Origin of the sequence: Yersinia massiliensis CCUG 53443, assembly GCF_000312485.1 — a bacterium.
In the GTDB taxonomy this organism is placed as follows: Bacteria; Pseudomonadota; Gammaproteobacteria; order Enterobacterales; family Enterobacteriaceae; genus Yersinia; species Yersinia massiliensis.
The window spans coordinates 63827-82729 of the sequence record NZ_HE997648.1; the positions used below are offsets into that span (position 1 = coordinate 63827).

The window sequence follows — 18903 nt, forward strand, 5'->3', positions numbered from 1 at the left end:
CAGCTTGCTGGCTTATCGAACCGGCGCTGACTCGCTCCCAGCTCGACAGCCCCTTTCGCCGCGTCCATGCGGCTCATTCGGCCTGCAATCTTTGTCGGCAATTTTTCTGATTGCGCTCAAGGTCAAAAGACCCAAGACCCAAGACCCAAGACCTAAAAATCATGGTGTTGACCTTGAAGTTTAAAAGCACATTTGAGCTGCCGAGTGAAGAGAGAAGGCAAGGAAAACGGGCAGGACGCCCGTTTTAGGCGCCATGAGCAGGGATGCGAATAAAGCCGTCCGTCAGCCGAAACGATGAGTGAGGGAACCTGCGAAGCAGGCAAGCGATACGTGCGAAGCGCGGGTTTCCAAAGGGGCCACGCTTATGGCCCATTTGGCGGTTGAGGCATCAGAGGTAAGGTAAACACTGAAGCTATAACAACCGAACCGATCACCAAACCGAATATCAACCGAAACTAGATCCGGTCATCTGTTGAAGTATTAGAGCTAAAGTAAACACTGAAGCTATAACAACCGAACCGATCACCAAACAAAACAACCAGAATCACCTGCGAAGCAGACAATCGATCACCAAATTTATCCCCCCAAAACCCCCTTCACTATCTGCACATCCTGAACCCCTAACCCCGTTAAATCCGCTAACGTAAACTGCTGATCATCATCCCGGAAAGAGGCATTTTGCGCCAAAACAACCCCGATCTCCGTCAACGTGTGGTGTGCTAAAAGCTGCTGCTGGAAAGCAGATGAAATTTCACCAAACTCAGTACATTGCGCCCATGAATCCACCAAAATTTTATCGGCCTTTGCCACTAATTCAGGGGCTAATTCATGTTTACCCGCGCCATCTGCGCCAACGGCGGTAATATGCGTGCCGGGCTGAATATCCGCAGCTTGTAAAATCGCCTCGCGGCTGGGCGTGGTGGTCACGATAAACTGGCAGTGACTGGCGAGTTCAGCGGCATCTTGCGTCGTATTGACCTCAAAACCTTCCGTTTGCGCAAATTGCCGATACTCCTCTAATGCCGTTTCTCTGCGGCCCCAAACCCATAACTGGCGGCACGAAATCACACTTTTCAGGTACATCAGATGCAACCGCGCTTGCATACCGGTGCCGATGATACCGATATTGTGGATATGCGCCGGCGCGCAAAGCTCAGCCACAATACGCCCTGCCAATGCGGTACGCAGCGCAGTCAGCCAGCCCTCATCAAGCAAAAGGGCTTGCGGCTCACCGGTCTGGGCCGAAAATGCCATCATCAACCCTTGATTACTGGCCAGCCCCTGAGCGGGATTATCATAAAATCCACCAGAAACTTTCACCACGAACAGGTCATCGCCCTGTAAATAGCCGCTTTTAATACAGCAATCGCCATTGGATTGCGCAAAAAGTAAATGCTGAACCGGTGGCATCTGCACCTGCTTTTGGCTAAACGCAATAAAACCCTGCTTGAGCAACAACGTGATGGCATCTGCATTAAACTTGTCGAGAATTTGTTGCTTGTTCAGGGTCATCATTCGCTAACGGCTCCTAAGTATTTTTCCAGCACAATATTTTTCCCGCACAACACCACCGCAACTTTCTTACCTTGCCATTGTGGTGCCAGCTTCAATGCGGCGGCTAATGCCACACCTGCCGCACCTTCTATCATCCAGCGGTCAGTACGGGCAATCAAACGCATTGCCTCTTTAATTTCTTGCTCAGTCACTAATACTTTCTGATCGATTAACTGCTGGCACAACGAGAACGTTATTGCTCCCGGCTCGACGCCGCCAGCGGTGCCATCCGATAAGGTCTCTTGCTCTTCGACTTCTTGAATCTGCCCTTTTTGCAGGCAGGTATACATGCTGGTGGCATTCGCAGGCCAGCAACCAATCACCTGTGTTTTATCTGAGAGCTTCTTCAATACCGTCGCAATGCCAGAAATCAGGCCACCGCCACCAACAGCAACAAACACAGCATCGAGATCCGGTTGTTGCTCAACCATTTCCATGCCGCAAGTGCCTTGTCCGGCAATAATCTGCGCGTCGTTATAAGGGGAAATATAGGTTTTCCCTTGCTGCTGTGCAGCGGTACCCGCAGCCAACTCTGCATTTAACGCATCCCCCGGTATCAGTTCAATGTGACCACCCAGTGCGCGGATCGCCTCTAGTTTGATGGCGGCGGCTTGTTCTGGTGCATAAATGGTGGATTTAACCCCTGCCAATTTCCCCGCCAGCGCCATTGCCTGACCATGATTACCGGTGGAAGCGGTGATCACCCCTTGCTGACGCTGCTCGTTCGTCAACAACCGCAGCTTATTACTGGCACCACGAAATTTAAATGACCCCGTGTGTTGCAGATGCTCACATTTGAGGTAGATGTCGCAACCACTGTGTTGCGATAGTAACGGACTGAATTCCAGTGGCGTCACTCTCACTTGTGGCCGTAATACTTGGTGGGCCTCTTTGATGGCCTCAAATAATGTATTCATATTGATTCCTTAAATTCTTCAGCAGTTTTTTATTGTTTTTAGCTGGTTGTAAACAGTTGCTCGGCCGATGCCAAGGATTTTTGCGACGTAACCTGCCGCATTCTTGCCGTTAAAGGCCCCTTGCAAGTAGAGCGCTTCGATGAGTTTTCGGCGGTGAACGTTATTCAGTGTTGCTAAGGTTAGCTGCTGTTGTTGCAGCCAGTGATGGGTATAAGTATTGATACGTTCCTGCCAGTCATCCTGAAACAACACCTCAGGCTGGGGCTGTAATGGGTGGCCTGATAGGAACATGTCCAGCGCCGCTTTGGCACTTTCAAATACGGTAATATCCAAATTGATGCACATTAGACCGATAGCTTGCCCATGGTCATCGCGCAGCACGGTACTGATTGAGCGAAGTTGGCGGCCATCCCAGTTACGTTTCTGGTATGGGCCAATCACTTGTGAATGCTGATCAAATTGCAGCTCGCTGAGATTGGAGTCTTCGCCTAATTCACGCTGCGAATAGTTATTAGCGATATAAACCAGCGTCTGGCTGGCTAAATCATGGATAGCGACTTCCGCATAGGGGGAAAAAAGGGTCGCAACGGCATCAGCAATGGGTTGGTATCGGCTAAGCATAGGTCGCATCGATTAGAATAAAAAATCTATATTAGACATTTTATTCTAAATAGCTACCGCTATAGTGATAGCTATTGATTTTGGAAAGCCAGTGATGAGTGTGATGACCAGAATCTGGCGCGGGTAGTAGTGATATAATCCTGATTAATAACCCAGCCCGTTATATTCGCCGGAGCCAGCATGATTAGCCAGAAAGATGCTTCTTATCAGGAACAACAGCTTACCTTTGATCCCCGAGGGCATCAGCTCACTAACATCAATGTCTGGACGCCGGACAGCCAATGGCTGGTATACGATGTGCGGCCGAATGGCGCGACGTTTAGCGGCTTAACAATTGAGCGAGTGAATTGTGCCACTGGACGTATTGAGGTGATTTATCGTGCTCAGCAGGGCGCTCATGTTGGGGTGGTGACGGTTAGCCCAGACCTGCCCGCACGGTATGTGTTTATCCATGGGCCTGAACATCCTGATAGTCATTGGCATTATGACTTTCATCATCGGCGAGGGGTGATCGTCGCAGAACCAGACAGAGAGCTGGCGGTCACACTGGATGCCATGGATATCACCGCACCTTATACACCTGGCGCCTTGCGTGGTGGGACACACGTCCACGTTTTCAGCCCTGATGGTAGCCGCCTCAGCTTTACTTATAACGATCATGTGCTGCATGAACTAGACCCCGCGCTGGATTGCCGCAATGTCGGTATTGCCTTGCCGCTGCACGGCGTTAACCCGCCCAAACAGCATCCCCGTGAATACGATGGTAGCCACTTTTGTGTGTTGGTCAGCCGGACTACGCCCAAGCCGCAGGCGGGTAGCGATCAAATCAATCGCGCTTATGAAGAGGGTTGGATTGGCACGCAGGGATATCTGAAAACAGAGGGTACTCGCCAACGTTGGGCGATTGCCTTTATTGGCGATACCCTTTCAGCGCAGGGGGAGAAAATCCCTGAAATTTTTATTGCTGATTTACCCGAGCATGACCGAGATTATGCTCGTGCTGGCGACGCTCCGCTGGAAGGGACATCCATGACCCTGCCAGCGCCCCCTGCGGGCGTTCACCAACGGCGCGTCACCCATACCGCTGCACGGCGTTTTCCCGGTCTAGCGACCAGTCCGCGCCATTGGCTACGTGCGTCACCCGATGGCAGCGCGATTGCTTGCTTGATGAAAGATGATAATGGCGTTGTGCAGTTGTGGCTGGTTTCCCCTAATGGCGGTGAGCCACGGCAACTAACATCTAGCCCGTGGGGGATTCAATCTGCTTTTAACTGGCATCCGCAAGGCCATTGTTTGGCGTTTGTTTGTGATAATAGCGTGATGCAGTGTGATCGCTCGACCGGTCAACTTCAGCGGTTGACTGAACGCAGTGACATCGCACCTTTAGCGGATGCGGTGGTCTTCTCACCTGACGGCACTCAAATTGCTTTTATGCGGGAAATTGAGGGGTTCGCTCAGATTTTTACCGTCAATGTAGCGTAGGTTATTGCACTGGTGTATCGGCCACGTGAGCTGTTGATTGATTCTCCGTCTCTGATTGGCGCACGCGTTCACGCGGGGAATTGGTCATTTTGTCTTCTTTATCTGAGCGCAAATAATCGTAGGGCAGCAACAGGGTATCCATTACTGCCGAAAAGGGCAGGTCCACCGCCAACAAGGGGCGCAGCGCCCAACCGGTATTATCATCTTTTAGCATCGCCACATTGGCTTCCGTGCCTGAGTAGTAACCCTGACTGCTGCTAGTGTGCGTCATAATGCTGGAGCAACCGCTGGATAAAAGCAGTGAACAACCGGTAACAAACGGGATAACAGTATTTCTCATTGTTTTTTCAGCTCTTATCATCATGCTTGGCAGTGACACACCACGATTGTCAGGTTTTGTCGTAATCTTTTACACTCTCTTACAGACAGTTCTGATGGTCAAAGATTCAATTCTATGGCGGGATTTAACTTAAGTCTAAGTGATAACAGCAAATTTATCGAATGTTAGTAACGGGAAACCCTATAATGGGATTTTTCTCGAAAATTTTTATATTTTTACGCTTGAAAAGAAGTAAACCGACGCCATATTATTATCGAGTCAGAGAGAATACGCCGATAGGGTATTCTGACGAATGGCCGGTCCATATATGGAGGGCTTATTAAAAAACAAGATAACATCCTTGCTAATCTATTTAGGAGGCAGTTTTTATGCGTAATACTGAGCTTGCTCCACTGTATCGTTCAGCGATTGGTTTTGACCGTTTATTTAATCTATTAGAATCTGGACAGAATCAAACTAATGGGGGATACCCTCCTTATAATGTCGAATTAGTTGATGATAACCACTATCGCATTGCTATCGCGGTGGCGGGTTTTCCAGAAAAAGATTTAGACATCACGACACAAGATAACTTGTTGATTGTTCGTGGTTCTCGTGCTGGCGAGCCTGTGCAACGCACTTACCTATATCAGGGTATCGCAGAGCGTAACTTTGAGCGTAAATTCCAGTTGGCTGAACACGTTAAAATTAAAGGTGCCAACTTGGTAAACGGCTTGCTGTATATCGATCTCGAACGTGTTGTACCCGAGAATTTAAAACCACGTAGAATTGAAATTAAATAATTAGCCTCTATATAGAGAGTAAGTTATTTATTTAATGGCGACTGTCTAATAACGTTGTTTTATGACAATGGCTTTATAATGATAGTCGAGTAGTCGTGTTCAGCCTGCCGTAATCGGGGGCTAACCAGCCACGGATTGAGAGATGTAAATACGATAACGTCAGTATTTTGCGTTAGGGGTTTTTATATCATTCATTCGCGGCTGCATATTATCTTAATACCCAAAATATTCTAACTTGTCGGCATCGGCACGTTGAAAATGATGGGGATATCTCGCTTCAAAGAAGGAGTTATATCTATGCGTAACTATGATTTGTCACCCTTACTTCGTCAGTGGATTGGTTTTGATAAACTGGCTAACTCAATGCAAGGCGCTCAGGATGCTCAAGGCTTCCCGCCATATAACATTGAAAAAACGGATGATAACCACTATCGCATCTCACTGGCATTGGCCGGTTTTAAACAGAGCGATTTGGACATCGAAGTTGAAGGTCCACGTTTGACCGTTCGCGGTAAAACCGCACCGGCAGATAAACAGGTTGAATACCTGCATCAGGGCTTAGTCCGTAAAGAGTTCTCACTGACCTTCACATTGGCTGAGCATCTGAATGTGGATAATGCTCAGTTTGAAAACGGTATGTTGCACATTGATCTGCTGCGTCAAGTACCTGAAGCGCTGCAACCACAGCGTATTACTATCGGCAGTGCAGCTCCTCAAGAGCAGAAAGTGCAAGAGCAGCAAGTGATAGAAAGCTCGGTAGCCACTGAGCAGCAGTAATGATGATGACCGATACCTCTGCGTGGGGTATCGGTAACGATAATCCTCTCCTTGTTTTGTCTTTTTAGCGTTTAGCTTTTCCTCGTTAACTTTTTCACCGGAGAGATTCCCCGCTCTCCGGTGCATTTTGTGGTGTATCCCACATTCAACCGTTCCCCCTTCTGACAGAATCCTTACTAATTGTAAGAATTTAAGGCCATGTTTGTATCGCGACACATTCCCGATGGCCGACCCGTTTTTAAACTTAGGCAAGGAAGTGATTTATGAGTGCTATCGCCCTTACCGTCAGTATGTTGGCGCTTGTCGCCGTATTGGGGTTATGGATCGGTAATTGGAAAGTCTATGGTGTTGGGTTAGGTATTGGTGGGGTGCTATTTGGCGGCATTATTGTCGGCCATTTTGCACAAACCTATGACGTGGTGTTGAACGCAGACATGCTGCATTTCATTCAGGAATTTGGCCTGATTCTGTTTGTTTACACCATCGGCATTCAAGTCGGGCCGGGGTTCTTCTCTTCCTTACGTGTTTCGGGGCTACGGCTAAACCTCTTTGCCATTCTCATGGTCGTGGTTGGCGGGATAGTGACGGCGATTATCCATAAACTGTTTGCTGTGCCGCTACCGATCATTCTCGGGGTGTTCTCGGGGGCGGTAACCAACACGCCTGCACTGGGGGCAGCACAACAAATCCTCACTGATTTAGGTTCTCCGCCTCAATTGGTCAGCCAGATGGGGATGGGCTATGCGATGGCCTACCCATTTGGTATTTGCGGCATCTTGTTGGTGATGTGGCTGATTCGCTTATTCTTTAAGGTCAACATTGATCGTGAAGCAAAAGAGTTTGATAGCAGCCACGGGCAGAATCGTGAATTGCTGCAAACCATGAACGTGGCGGTCCGTAACCCCAACTTGAATGGTTTATCCATGCAAGATGTCCCCTTGCTCAACAGTGATGAGGTGGTTTGCTCACGCTTGAAACGCGGTGATCTGTTGATGGTGCCATTGCCTGGTACCGTGATTGAGCTAGGCGATTACCTGCATTTGGTTGGGCAGCGTGAAGCCTTAGATAAAGTGCGATTGGTGGTGGGGGAAGAGGTGGATGTCACCCTCTCGACAGCCAGCACGATATTGCAAACCGCCCGCGTGGTGGTCACCAACGAGGCGGTGCTGGGCAAAAAAATTCGCGACCTTAATCTGAAGCAGAAATATGACGTCGCGATCACCCGTTTGAATCGTGCGGGTATCGAACTGGTGGCCAGTAACAGTGCGAGTTTGCAATTTGGTGACATTCTGAATCTGGTGGGCCGTCCGGAAGCGATCGAGGCCGTGTCTGCCGTGGTGGGTAACGCCCAGCAGAAACTGCAACAAGTACAGATGCTGCCAGTCTTTATCGGTGTCGGTTTGGGGGTGTTGCTAGGGTCAATCCCCTTGTTTATACCGGGGTTCCCTGCGGCACTACGCTTAGGGTTGGCCGGTGGCCCGCTGGTGGTGGCACTGATACTCGGGCGCATTGGTAGCATTGGTAAGCTGTATTGGTTTATGCCGCCGAGTGCGAACTTGGCGCTGCGTGAACTGGGGATTGTGCTGTTCTTGTCCGTTGTCGGATTGAAATCGGGCGGTGACTTTATCAATACCTTGGTCAATGGTGATGGGCTGGCGTGGATTGGTTATGGTGCGATGATTACCGGTATTCCACTGTTGACGGTGGGGATTCTGGCGCGGATGCTGGCGAAAATGAATTACCTGACCTTGTGCGGTATGTTAGCCGGTTCCATGACAGACCCACCGGCGTTGGCCTTTGCCAATGGCATTCATCCCACCAGCGGCGCAGCCGCATTGTCTTATGCCACGGTTTATCCGTTAGCGATGTTTTTGCGGATTATGTCGCCGCAGATCCTCGCGGTACTGTTCTGGACAACGATGTAATTGAGTCGGTGAGTGGTGATCATCAGATTTTAGGGCAGCCAATACGCTGCCCTTTTGACGTTTACTACGTGCCGATTACTGCGCTTCTTGGAATGCCAGCTCAATCTCTTCAGCCAGAATGGCCACCCCTTTTTCAATTTCTTCCGGCGCGGGGACGTAATTCATGCGCATGCATTGATGGGTATGTGGCCAGTCATACTCTAGCCCTGGGAAGAAGTAGTGGCCCGGCACCATCAACACACCGCGTTTTTTTAGGCGTTGATAGAGCAGCTCGGTACTGATGGGTAGGTCTTTAAACCATAACCAGAGGAAAATAGCCCCTTCTGGTTTGTGAATCAGGCAACGTTCTGGCGGCAGGTATTTACGCAAAATCGCGATAGTTTGCTGTACGCGCTCAAAATAAAATGGCCGAATAACCTCGTTGGATAAGCGTAATAAGTCACCACGCTCAATCATCTCAGCGGCGATGGCCGGCCCCATACTGCCCGGCGATAAGCTGATGATGCCATTCATATTAGTGATGGCAGATATCACTTTTTCATCGGCAATAATGATACCGCAGCGTGAACCGGGTAGACCGAGTTTTGATAGGCTCATGCACAGGATGATATTGGGGTTCCACAGCGGTGTTGCGTCGGTAAAAATGATACCGGGGAAAGGCACGCCATAGGCATTATCAATCAATAGCGGGATCTCACGCTGCTGAGCGATAGCATCAAGGCGAATCAGTTCTTCGTCCGTGATGACGTTACCGGTTGGGTTGGTTGGCCGTGAAACGCAGATCAAACCAATATCATCGGTAATATTGAGGTGGTCAAAATCAACGTGGTATTTGAATTGGCCTTCCGGTAGCAGCTCAATGTTAGGTTTGGCGGAGACAAATAAGTCTTCATCTAGACCGGCATCCGCGTAACCGAGGTACTCAGGGGCCAGCGGGAACAATACCCGACGACGGCTACCATCAGCATAGCGGCCTGCGAACAAGTTAAATAAGTAGAAAAATGCGCTCTGACTACCATTTGTCAGTGCAATATTCTGTGGCTCAATGTGCCAACCCAGCTCGTCACGCAGCATTTTCGCCAGCGCTTTTAACAGAATATCTTTGCCCTGTGGCCCATCGTAATTACACAATGCCTCGGTCAATTGCCCACGTTCCAGCATCTCCTGACAAAGCTGTTGGAAGTACGCATCCATCTCTGGGATATGTGCCGGATTTCCGCCGCCGAGCATGATTGAACCTGGGGTTCTCAGTCCGTCGTTAAGGTCGTCCATCAGTCTGGTAATCCCCGCGTAGCGGGTGAATTTGTCGCCGAAAAGTGAAAACTTCATAAATGAAAATTTATTGTTATCCGTAAGTGAACAAGTACCATACTCGCAGATAAAAGCGGGTGCAATGCGGAAAGATTTCTTCCCACCGACTGATAATATCGGTGGGGTTTTTTTTTGCGGGATAATCCGCTGCTTACTCTTTTTTATCGCCCACCCAAACGACTAACACTTTATCGCCCTGATGTTGGCGGCTAAAAGCATAGTAATCAGCTGTTTGTTGTGATTGCTGTTCACCCGCACCGATGGCCGGATGGCGAGCGCGGAACTGACTGACTTTTTGCCAGTGCGTCAACAAGGCACCTTTATCCCCCGCGAGTTCTTGCCAGTTCATATCTGATCGCGTGCCTTGCAAGGGGTCAGAACCGGTTGAGCCGAACGCGCGACCGCTTTCATCACCGTAGAAGATTTGTACCGCTCCCGGTGCAAGTAGCAGCAGATCCCCCGCCCGTTGTTGTTTAACCAATGACTGCTGTGCATCATCGTTAAAAAACAGCCGAGTATCGTGCGACGATATATAGCTCAACACATTGAAACCTTGCAGTTTTTCGGCCATTTGTTGGTAAGTACCGTCAATGGAAGAGAAGCAAGTGAGCGCCGCTTTGGCTTGATCCTGAAAATCAAAATTAATCATGGCATCAAAACCGTTTTGGTAATAATCGCTCTTCATCACGCCATGGCCCCAAGCTTCGCCGGTCATCCAGAACGGTAAGTCATCAAGTGCCTGATCGGGATGAGCCGCTTTCCATGCTGCCAATGCGGCGGTGGCTTGTTGCTTCAGTTGCTGCCAAGCGGGTTTCTCCACATGCTTGGCGGTATCGACTCGAAAACCGTCAATCCCATAATCACGCACCCATTGGCTCAACCAATGCGTCATGTAATCACGTGGTGTGGCGTTAGGTATTTCCCGTGCGGCGGTATCCGGTTTATGGCGGTAAAACACCGGTAAACCGCTGGGTTGAGTCGACTCTGTTTTGATGTCCGGAAGAAAAGCCAGCGACATGGTTAAATCGTCATAACCCGGCGAATCGTAATCGCCAATATCGGTGCGGATCCACTTTTTACCCCACCAATTATCCCATGCGGCTTTATCACCGAAGTTGATGTAATCATTAAAACTATGCCATGTTTGGCCGCTGCCTGGTGTCCAGTCAGTCCAGTTTTTCCCTAAGGTTTTTGTGAGGTTATCGCCTTGCAGATAGAGCGCACCGAATTGATAGCTCTGCATATCTGCCAGCGTGGCATAACCCACATGATTCATCACCACATCAAAGAGAATACGAATGCCGCGCTTATGCGCTTGCTCAACCAGCGTGCGAAGCTCTTGTTCGGTCCCCATATTGGCATCGAGGCGGGTCCAATCTAGCCCGTAATATCCGTGGTAAGCATAATGTGGGAAGTCACCTTTGGTGCCACCACCAACCCAGCCATGGATCTGTTCAAGTGGGGAGCTTATCCACAGGGCATTGACGCCAAGCTGTTGCAGATAATCCAGTTTTTCGGTTAATCCGGCTAAATCACCACCGTGAAACGTGCCGATCTCCTGCATGCCATCACCATGGCGGCCATAGCTATGATCATTGGTGGGATTACCATTTTTGAAGCGATCGGTTAGCGCGAAATAGACAGTGGCATTTTGCCAACTGAACGGCGCAGTTTGCTGGGTTTGCGCGGATTCCAGTAGCAGTAACCCCCCGCTTTCAGGGACTGGCTGCAAGGTGATTTTGCCGAGGGAAACTTTTGCCGTTTGGCCGGAGTAGAAATCCCGTACCAGCTCACCTTCAGCGAAGGTTTTTCGTACATCAATCGTCACTGGCTGGCCATCCCAGCGTTGGCAACTGTGGGCCACGACGCGAACGGTTTCTGCCACCGGTTCTTTGAGGCTTAGCGTCAAGGTTGGGGTGCCACTGCGGGTATCAATGCGTGCTTGATACTGACCATCACGGAACAGCCGCCATTGGATGTCAGCTTGATTTTGGCAAGGTTGCAGCGAAAAAGTTTGGTTTAGCTTCACCGCACCAGTGGGTTGCCAGCACTGTTTATCCTGATAAAACTTGAGCGGGTATTCGCCTTTGGTCAATGTACTGCTACTGAGAAAAACACCGCTATCGTGCTCAGTAAAGGCTGGGAAATGCTGAAGTGACCAATTCGCCATCGCGGTGGGTGCGATAAGGAGTAGCAAAGGAACCGTGAGTTGCCGCATTGCACATCTTCCCTAGATTTGAATAAAGTTTGATGAGTATCAGTCTGCCTTTTGCTGAAGAAATAGCCTCATCCCTGCGTCATCTTTACAGGGAGGAGAACGATGGAGGAGAGGAGATTTGGCCCGCAAGCAGGCCAGTGCAATTATTTGCTGAGCTTACGCTTGCTGCAAAACCTGCGGGTTAACACAGTTTTCTTTGACGGTGCCAGTCAACGCGGCAATCAGGTTATCCACGGCGCAGGCCGCCATGTTATAGCGGGTTTCGTGGGTCGCGGAGCCAATATGCGGCACGGCCACCACATTACGTAAAGCCAGCAGGGGTGAATCCACTGGTAGCGGCTCTTGCTCAAACACATCTAATCCTGCCCCATGCAGAGTGCCGTCTTGCAGGGCCGCAATCAGCGCCTGCTCATCCACTACTGGCCCGCGGCCAGCATTAATCAAAATGGCGCTGGACTTCATTTTGGCCAGTTGTTCACGGCCGATCATATGGTAGGTCTGCTCGGTCATGGGCAGCGTAATGCAGAGGAAATCAACTTCTGCGAGCAACGTATCTAAGTCACAACGGCGCGCACCAAAGCGCGTTTCGGCTTCTTCATGGGGGCGACGACTGGTGTACAGCACCGGCATACTAAAACCGAAGTGTGCCCGTTGGGTCAGTGCCATACCAATCCGGCCCATGCCGAGAATCCCGATGGTTTTATGGTGAACATCCACGCCATACCAATCATCAGTAATACTTTCTCGCCACTCACCGGCTTTGACTCGCTCGGCCAACTCCACCACGCGACGGGCAGTAGAAAGCATCAGCGCCATCATGGTATCAGCCACAGTTTCGGTGAGCACAGTGGGGGTATGCATCAGCGCTACACCACGCTGATTGAGTGCTTCCACATCAAAATTGTCATAACCGACTGAAATGGTTGAGGCGACACGCAGGCGCGGCGCTAATTGCAAAAAGGCGCTATCAATTTTACCGCCAGAACCAATTAGCCCCTGTGCTTGCGCGAGTGCTGATAATAGCTCGGGCTGATTATCCGGCGTTAAGCCTTCAAAACTGTTGACGGTAAAATGTTGCGCTAATCGTTGATGCAGGTCGTCTGGAATACTCTTGTACAGCACAATAGAAGGCTTCATCGCGAACTCCAATTCATTTGGACTGGTGATATCTAAAGCCAGCATAACAGCGAACACATCCGTGTGATCAAGCACTAATCTCCCTGATAATGTTACGGCTTATGAAAATATCACGCCTCGTGACTGACCGTATTCTTGACGGCATGACTCTGCGAGCGGATCGCGGCACAGCGTAGCGCGGTGATCATTGCCAGCGCCGGCGCAATGGCGAACAGGGTAAATAACCAGTGAGCGGTATTCTGTGCGCCGACCACACCGCCGGGAAGATTCAAACCGGAGAGATTGGCGACCATGCCCGCCATCGCGGCACCGACGGCCGTTGCGAACATTTGTACCGTGGTAATGGACGCGCCGGCGATGTCTTTATCTTCGTCAGCAGCCACTTGCAGAATACGGGTCAGCAGGTGCGGCCAGCCAAAACCGATACCAAAGCCCACCATGGTGAGCGCGAGCGCGATAGGCGCCATCTGCTGCCAACCGCCCAGTGAAGTGGCTGGCATCAAGACTGCAAGCCCCACGATCCCCGCGAGAACAATCAGTGGGCCGCTAATGATGGCCCAACGGATACCGGATTTCTTCCAGCCTGCGCTCATCATTTCAGAAATCGTCCAACCTGCCGCCATCGTCGCGGCAATATAACCGGAAATCAGTGGCGATTGGCCGTGTAGTGTTTGCAAGAAGTAAGGGACGAAAATTTCGCAAGTAATACCGACTGCCAACAATGAGATGGTGATGTAAAGTGCCGCCAACGGTGAGCTAAGGCGCAAGGCGCCTTTTGGCAGCAAGCGAGCGGCGGCGCGGGATTCTATGCGGAATAATAGCAGTAACAACAGGATAGCTAGCACCATCCCCGCCATGTTAACCACACTGCTACTCGCAATGCTGCTGGCGGAAATTGTCAGGACAATGGCGGTTAAAAGCACTAATTGCGTGACCGGCAGCGCTGACGCTGTGGTGCTGGATTTGCCCGCAGGCAAGATACGCCAAGTAAAAATGGCATAAATTAGGGTGACGGGTAGCAAGGTCCAGAATGCGAAGCGCCATGCATCCATTTGGGCAAAAATACCGCCGATAGCCGGGCCAATTAGGGTCGCCACCCCCCACATCCCCGATATCAGCGCCATGGCCCGTGGCCATAATGATTGCGCAAAAACCAGATTAATCATGGCGTAAGAGAGGGCAAACAAGAATCCGCCCCCTAGACCTTGCACCGTGCGGCCAATCAGCATCAGCGGCATGTTCGGAGCCATGGCACAGAGTGCGCTCCCTAACATAAAGACCAGCGAGGCAAAAAGGTAGGCGCTGCGCGGGCCGTAGCCACTTAGCAGGCGTGCAGAAAGGGCCGAACCGAGGATGGACGCCGTCACGAATAAAGTGGTATTCCAAGCGTATAGGCTCAGGCCGTCAATCTCGAGAACTACGGAGGGCAAAATGGTGGTCGCGATATAAATATTGATCGCATGTAATACGACACCCCCTGACAGGGCTATGGCAAAAGCCGCATTCTTACCGGAGAACAAGTCACTCCAACGGCTCGCATCATTTGTTATCACGTTTCCATCCTGCCAGTAGTCTGGTTGTTGAGTTAATTTTTTTGTTACGATAAAGTTAAACAAGTAAATTCTTTGAATAAGGTAGGCCAGTCATCGATAATAAGTCAAGCATCTGCTTGGAAAATGTTATGCTGGTAATTATTCATCATAAATTAAAGTTCGCTATGCTACCGGGGAAGATATGAATATCGACCATTCGCCCAGCCCGCCACAGTCTGTTGCCCAGCGCTTGCTCATGCTGCTCAAAACGCGCGGTCCGTTGCAAGCCAGTGATGCGGGGATACTACTGGGAACGACCGGTGAAGCCGCCCGACAACAGTTTGTCAAACTGGCCAAAGAGGGATTGGTGGCTGCCGAAGCGAAAATGCAAGGTGTGGGCCGCCCCATCCAGCTATGGCAGTTGACCGCAGCCGGTCATGCACATTTTCCTGATGCTCACGGCGAATTGACGGTGCAATTGTTACGTCTGATTCGCAACCAATTAGGTGACAGCGCCCTTGAACGGCTGATTGATAGCCGCGAGCAGGAAACCCGCCATCAGTATTGTGAGGCCATGATCGGTGCCGATAGCCTGACTGAGCGTGTGGCACGGCTGGTGGCTATCCGTACCCGTGAAGGTTATATGGCTGAAATGAAGGTCGAGGCTGATGGTACGCTGCTGCTAATCGAAAATCACTGCCCAATTTGTGCGGCGGCGACCCAATGTCAGGGCTTTTGCCGTGCCGAGCTGGCCGTATTCCAGCAAGTACTTGGCGCGCCCGTTGAACGGGTTGAACACATCTTATCAGGGGCTCGTCGCTGTACTTATCGCATCAAACCAGAATAATGCCCGTCCAACCAGAATAATGATGACCGGAAGGTTTGCTGCCCATAAAAGTGCGGATAAACCGGAGTTTTTTATCCGCACGGTCTGATGAGGTTCGCAGTGAATTCACATTACAGCGGGCTTAAGGTGATTTCTACTCGGCGGTTTTGGGCTTTACCGGCAGCCGTGCTGTTGCTTGCCACTGGGTTATCTGGGCCCGCACCGCTGGTGCGGATGCGATTAGCGGCCACGCCTTGCACAATCAATGCGCTGCCAACACTGTCAGCCCGTTGCTGAGAAAGCGTCATGTTATGGGCTCTAGTACCGCTGCTATCGGTAAAGCCTGTCACATTCACGGCAGTTTTATCGTACTCTTTCAATACCATTGCCACGCCCGTCAGGGTATTCGCGCCAGCCGGTTTCAGGTTGCTGCTGTCGGTATCAAACGTGACATTGTTGGGCATGTTCAGCACGATATTGTCGCCTTGTCGAGTCACGCTAACACCCGTACCACTCATTTTGTCACGCAGTTTGGCTTCCTGAACGTCCATGTAATAACCCGCGCCACCGCCCAATGCCGCACCCGCAGCGGCACCAATTAACGCACCTTTGCCACGGTCATGTTTGGAGGATGACAACATGCCGATCCCTGCACCTAAAACGGCCCCGATCCCTGCACCATAACCGGATTTCCCTGCTTGTGATTCGCCGGTATACGGATTGGTCGTACAGGCAGAAAGGGTCAGTGCAACAGTAACGGCGGCCACAGTGGCCAGAATGCGTTTTTTCATCAATTTTTCCTTAAATGGCATTCTATTTCGGCGAAAATCTCAAAATGTCGCCCAATAGCTAACTAAAAAGTCGCGCCTAAATCTTACTGACTGATTTTTGCGAGCCATCGTTATCCGGTAAAAAGGGGGCGAATACCATTGAGAAAACTCTCATAGTGTTGGTCCATTGACTTGCTTGCAGGGTTTATCAGCAAAATCCGCACGTAAAGGCTGTTGGTTGGGGCGTCGCTTGATACAACCCCTATTCATGGCGCAATAGGGGGATACCATTAAGCCGCTAAAGCTCCGAATGAGGCGGAGGTGTCGGGGAGGTGTTATAAAGCCCGTAGACTTCAGGGATGAAAACAAAACCGATGCGTTTTTTCACCATGGCCGATGGAGTCGAAATCACTTCTGCATGAACCACAGAGACACCGTTTACCTTGAGATGCTGAAGCATGGCGTGCAGTGCAGCAGAGCCTGCACCTCTGATAGTGCCTTCAGCTTGAGGCGTTAAGACAAAAGCAGGATCCGTGAGTGTTGCGCTGATCGTGCTGTGTTGTCTTTGCGGGTCGCCCCCAGCAAAATAGTTGTGAGCGAGGCTGGTACTGACAATCCGGTTATTCAATCTCACCACAATAATGATGTTGTCCGAACGAGGATATTGGACGTGACTTCTAATGAGTTGGCTGGTGATTTGCCCTGCATATCTGTTGGTTTCCATGGTGTTGGTGAATTGGCCATGACGATTACAGTAAACCCGCCGTTCGTAATAGGTGTTTTCCCATGCGGCAACAGTTTCGAGCAAATGATAAATACTCTGGCGAGTTTGTTCTCGTGTGCCCTGAATCACTTCAATATCGAATCTTTCTGACGCGACTTGCCATTCGCCATTGATCAGTATGCGGGGTAATACATCTTGATAATCATAAGTAGCAAGTTGCATCTGATAGCTCCCCAGCGGATATTGCTGAGCTTGTCGTGGTGAAGCCGCGCCGCTATCAGAGTCATTTTCGCTTTCACTCTCAACCTCACTCTCATCGTCACTTTCACTGTAGCAGCTCATATCAGCTTGATCGTTGCTGGCACCTTGCGGCTGACTGTTTAGGGCGTATTGCGCGTAATTTTGTTCGGCGTTCAGAAAGGAGTGCGTGATGTGCTCGATGAGCGCTGTACGGTCTTGTTCTTCAGCAACATCGGTAATGGTCTGGATTAAGCGATTACCGACATTTGGCTTTTGAATAAAGGCTTCCATTGCATCACGGTCAGTATCTAAGGCTCTCCTATCCAAAATGCCATTAATGGTCTGAATTAAATATTCCGTTGACCAAGTACGTAAACTGCTCCCGAACAACATCGTAAAATCAGCCAATACTGATGACAACCAAGTCGTACAGGAATATCTAGTCTGGCGGGGATAACGGGCTGCAATCACATTGTCTATCGATGTTTGGCAATATTTTGACACGGCAGGTAGGGTCAGTGATTGACCATGGAGATCAGTTTTTAATTGGGTTAACACGAGTGTCGGGTTTGTGTTTTCCTGTGGCGATTTCTCTGAGTGTGGGGTGGGTTTAAGCGGTTTTGCTGTACCTGCCACGATGCGATTTGACGGATCTTTCCCACTGAAAACCGTCTTAATTTGATGCCACGCAGATTCAACCTGATCACAACGACCTTGGGTGACAACATTGTACAGCGCCAAAGGGCCATTCAGGAAACAGCCCGCGATACCTAACGCCCCGCGTTTGTCTCTATGAGCCTCGCGATGTGTCGCCAGTAGAACTTTTTGCAAGATCAGCGGTTGCCGATCATCACTATTGAAGATCGCTAAATCAATCTCCTCTTGATTAATTGAGTATTCAGACTGCATCGAGATCTGCGGGGATAGATAACGTAATTCACCGTTCACTGTCTCTAAATAGTACAGCGATAATTCTTTCTCATACCAAGAGAATAAAAATGAAATATGTGTTGTATCTTGATGTAATGAAAAGTCAATTTGTGGTGAGTTTGGCGGCAATATTGAAATAAGCCCATTATCGACAGTCACATCCATCAAGTTATTAAACGTGATATCAAAGTTATTATCACGTCTCTCGAAACTCAGTAATAGAGATCTTTCTTGCTGCTGGGTGTCATTTATATCATGAGAGAAAATAGTAGAAATAGGAATGATACTTCTCTGTGTGATAATACATTGTGTATCACACACTAGCGGTTTTTTATCGGTGGCAATAATTTGAGTAATGCCGCCCATGCTGGCTAATTTTTTCCATGCATCCCGTAATATACTGCCTGTTAAGGTAAAAAACCGATCTCCTTGATATACAGTTAGTTGGCTGTTTTCGGGGAGGCGAATAGACTGAATGTCATTAGCACGAACACCAATATTATTTTCTAATGTGAAATCAATCATCATAGGCGGTGTTAAACAAAAAATCTTTTCCTCGAAGAAATCCTCCTTATAGAAACAAGCAGATGACGTTTTATCCGACATTTTTTTAAAATGAGCGGTTATAATACCCATCGAATTTGATAGGTTACCTGCAGCGCAGGATATTTCAGATAATAACAAAATACTCAAAGGTAATAATAGAAATCGCTTATGCTTCATAGCATTCCCCTCTTATTTTAATTGGGCGTTATATTCAACAACAGAGTAATGCTATTGCTAATCCAATGCGTTATTAAAATTTATCAGAGGAGGC

The 18903-nt window shown here is 49.6% G+C and carries 16 protein-coding genes; 6 read left to right on the forward strand and 10 right to left on the reverse strand.

Going from position 1 to position 18903, the window contains the following annotated elements:
* Positions 1–184: hypothetical protein (locus BN68_RS24385; protein WP_231294046.1), on the forward strand; the 184-nt coding region annotated here is incomplete at its 5' end.
* Between the two features lie 392 nt (positions 185–576).
* Here BN68_RS24385 and BN68_RS18445 read toward each other — a convergent pair.
* From BN68_RS18445 to BN68_RS18455, 3 genes are read right to left on the reverse strand one after another with little or no spacing between them, the layout of a single operon-like run.
* A complete protein-coding gene (locus tag BN68_RS18445) occupies positions 577–1515 on the reverse strand; it encodes an ornithine cyclodeaminase family protein (RefSeq protein WP_019212661.1) in 939 nt (312 codons plus the stop codon).
* On the reverse strand, positions 1512–2471 hold the full coding sequence (locus BN68_RS18450) for a threonine/serine dehydratase (protein WP_019212662.1): 960 nt from the start codon (positions 2469–2471) through the stop codon (positions 1512–1514). The genes BN68_RS18445 and BN68_RS18450 overlap by 4 nt, the downstream gene beginning before the upstream one ends.
* 18 nt (positions 2472–2489) lie before the next feature.
* Positions 2490–3092, reverse strand: coding sequence for a helix-turn-helix transcriptional regulator (locus BN68_RS18455; RefSeq protein ID WP_019212663.1), 603 nt, complete (start codon positions 3090–3092; stop codon positions 2490–2492).
* Positions 3093–3272: 180 nt separating this feature from the next.
* On the opposite strand from BN68_RS18455, the gene BN68_RS18460 reads away from it, so the two are divergent.
* Positions 3273–4574 carry a DUF3748 domain-containing protein gene (locus BN68_RS18460; protein ID WP_019212664.1) on the forward strand — a complete coding sequence of 434 codons (1302 nt, stop codon included), beginning with the start codon at positions 3273–3275 and terminating at the stop codon, positions 4572–4574.
* Between the two features lies 1 nt (position 4575).
* Here the strand turns inward: BN68_RS18460 and BN68_RS18465 are convergent, their stop codons facing one another.
* Positions 4576–4914: a YceK/YidQ family lipoprotein gene (locus BN68_RS18465; RefSeq protein WP_019212665.1), complete on the reverse strand. Its 339-nt coding sequence runs from the start codon at positions 4912–4914 to the stop codon at positions 4576–4578.
* Positions 4915–5282: 368 nt separating this feature from the next.
* On the opposite strand from BN68_RS18465, the gene ibpA reads away from it, so the two are divergent.
* From ibpA to BN68_RS18480, 3 genes are all read left to right on the forward strand, one after another.
* Positions 5283–5696 (forward strand): small heat shock chaperone IbpA, encoded by a 414-nt coding sequence (gene ibpA / locus BN68_RS18470; protein WP_019212666.1) that lies wholly within the window; start codon positions 5283–5285, stop codon positions 5694–5696.
* A gap of 297 nt (positions 5697–5993) precedes the next feature.
* The gene (gene ibpB, locus BN68_RS18475) at positions 5994–6473 is read left to right on the forward strand and encodes a small heat shock chaperone IbpB (RefSeq protein WP_019212667.1); all 480 of its coding nucleotides are present in this window, start codon (positions 5994–5996) and stop codon (positions 6471–6473) included.
* Positions 6474–6736: 263 nt separating this feature from the next.
* A complete protein-coding gene (locus BN68_RS18480; RefSeq protein WP_019212668.1) occupies positions 6737–8398 on the forward strand; it encodes a putative transporter in 1662 nt (553 codons plus the stop codon).
* Positions 8399–8473: 75 nt separating this feature from the next.
* Here the strand turns inward: BN68_RS18480 and BN68_RS18485 are convergent, their stop codons facing one another.
* The 4 genes from BN68_RS18485 to BN68_RS18500 all read right to left on the reverse strand — a co-directional run bounded on the left by BN68_RS18485 (position 8474) and on the right by BN68_RS18500 (position 14617).
* The gene (locus BN68_RS18485; protein ID WP_019212669.1) at positions 8474–9727 is read right to left on the reverse strand and encodes a valine--pyruvate transaminase; all 1254 of its coding nucleotides are present in this window, start codon (positions 9725–9727) and stop codon (positions 8474–8476) included.
* Positions 9728–9860: 133 nt separating this feature from the next.
* Complete coding sequence (locus BN68_RS18490; RefSeq protein ID WP_019212670.1) at positions 9861–11927, reverse strand: alpha-amylase; 2067 nt, start codon at positions 11925–11927, stop codon at positions 9861–9863.
* Positions 11928–12083: 156 nt separating this feature from the next.
* Complete coding sequence (gene ghrB, locus BN68_RS18495) at positions 12084–13064, reverse strand: glyoxylate/hydroxypyruvate reductase GhrB (RefSeq protein WP_042806988.1); 981 nt, start codon at positions 13062–13064, stop codon at positions 12084–12086.
* Between the two features lie 110 nt (positions 13065–13174).
* A complete protein-coding gene (locus tag BN68_RS18500; protein WP_019212672.1) occupies positions 13175–14617 on the reverse strand; it encodes an MFS transporter in 1443 nt (480 codons plus the stop codon).
* Between the two features lie 181 nt (positions 14618–14798).
* Between BN68_RS18500 and BN68_RS18505 the strand changes: the two genes are divergently transcribed.
* Positions 14799–15443 (forward strand): helix-turn-helix transcriptional regulator, encoded by a 645-nt coding sequence (locus BN68_RS18505; RefSeq protein WP_019212673.1) that lies wholly within the window; start codon positions 14799–14801, stop codon positions 15441–15443.
* A gap of 110 nt (positions 15444–15553) precedes the next feature.
* Here BN68_RS18505 and BN68_RS18510 read toward each other — a convergent pair whose 3' ends face one another.
* Positions 15554–16213 carry an OmpA family lipoprotein gene (locus BN68_RS18510; protein ID WP_019212674.1) on the reverse strand — a complete coding sequence of 220 codons (660 nt, stop codon included), beginning with the start codon at positions 16211–16213 and terminating at the stop codon, positions 15554–15556.
* 277 nt (positions 16214–16490) lie between these two features.
* Positions 16491–18614 (reverse strand): hypothetical protein, encoded by a 2124-nt coding sequence (locus BN68_RS18515; protein WP_231294047.1) that lies wholly within the window; start codon positions 18612–18614, stop codon positions 16491–16493.
* Between the last annotated feature and the right edge of the window lie 289 nt (positions 18615–18903).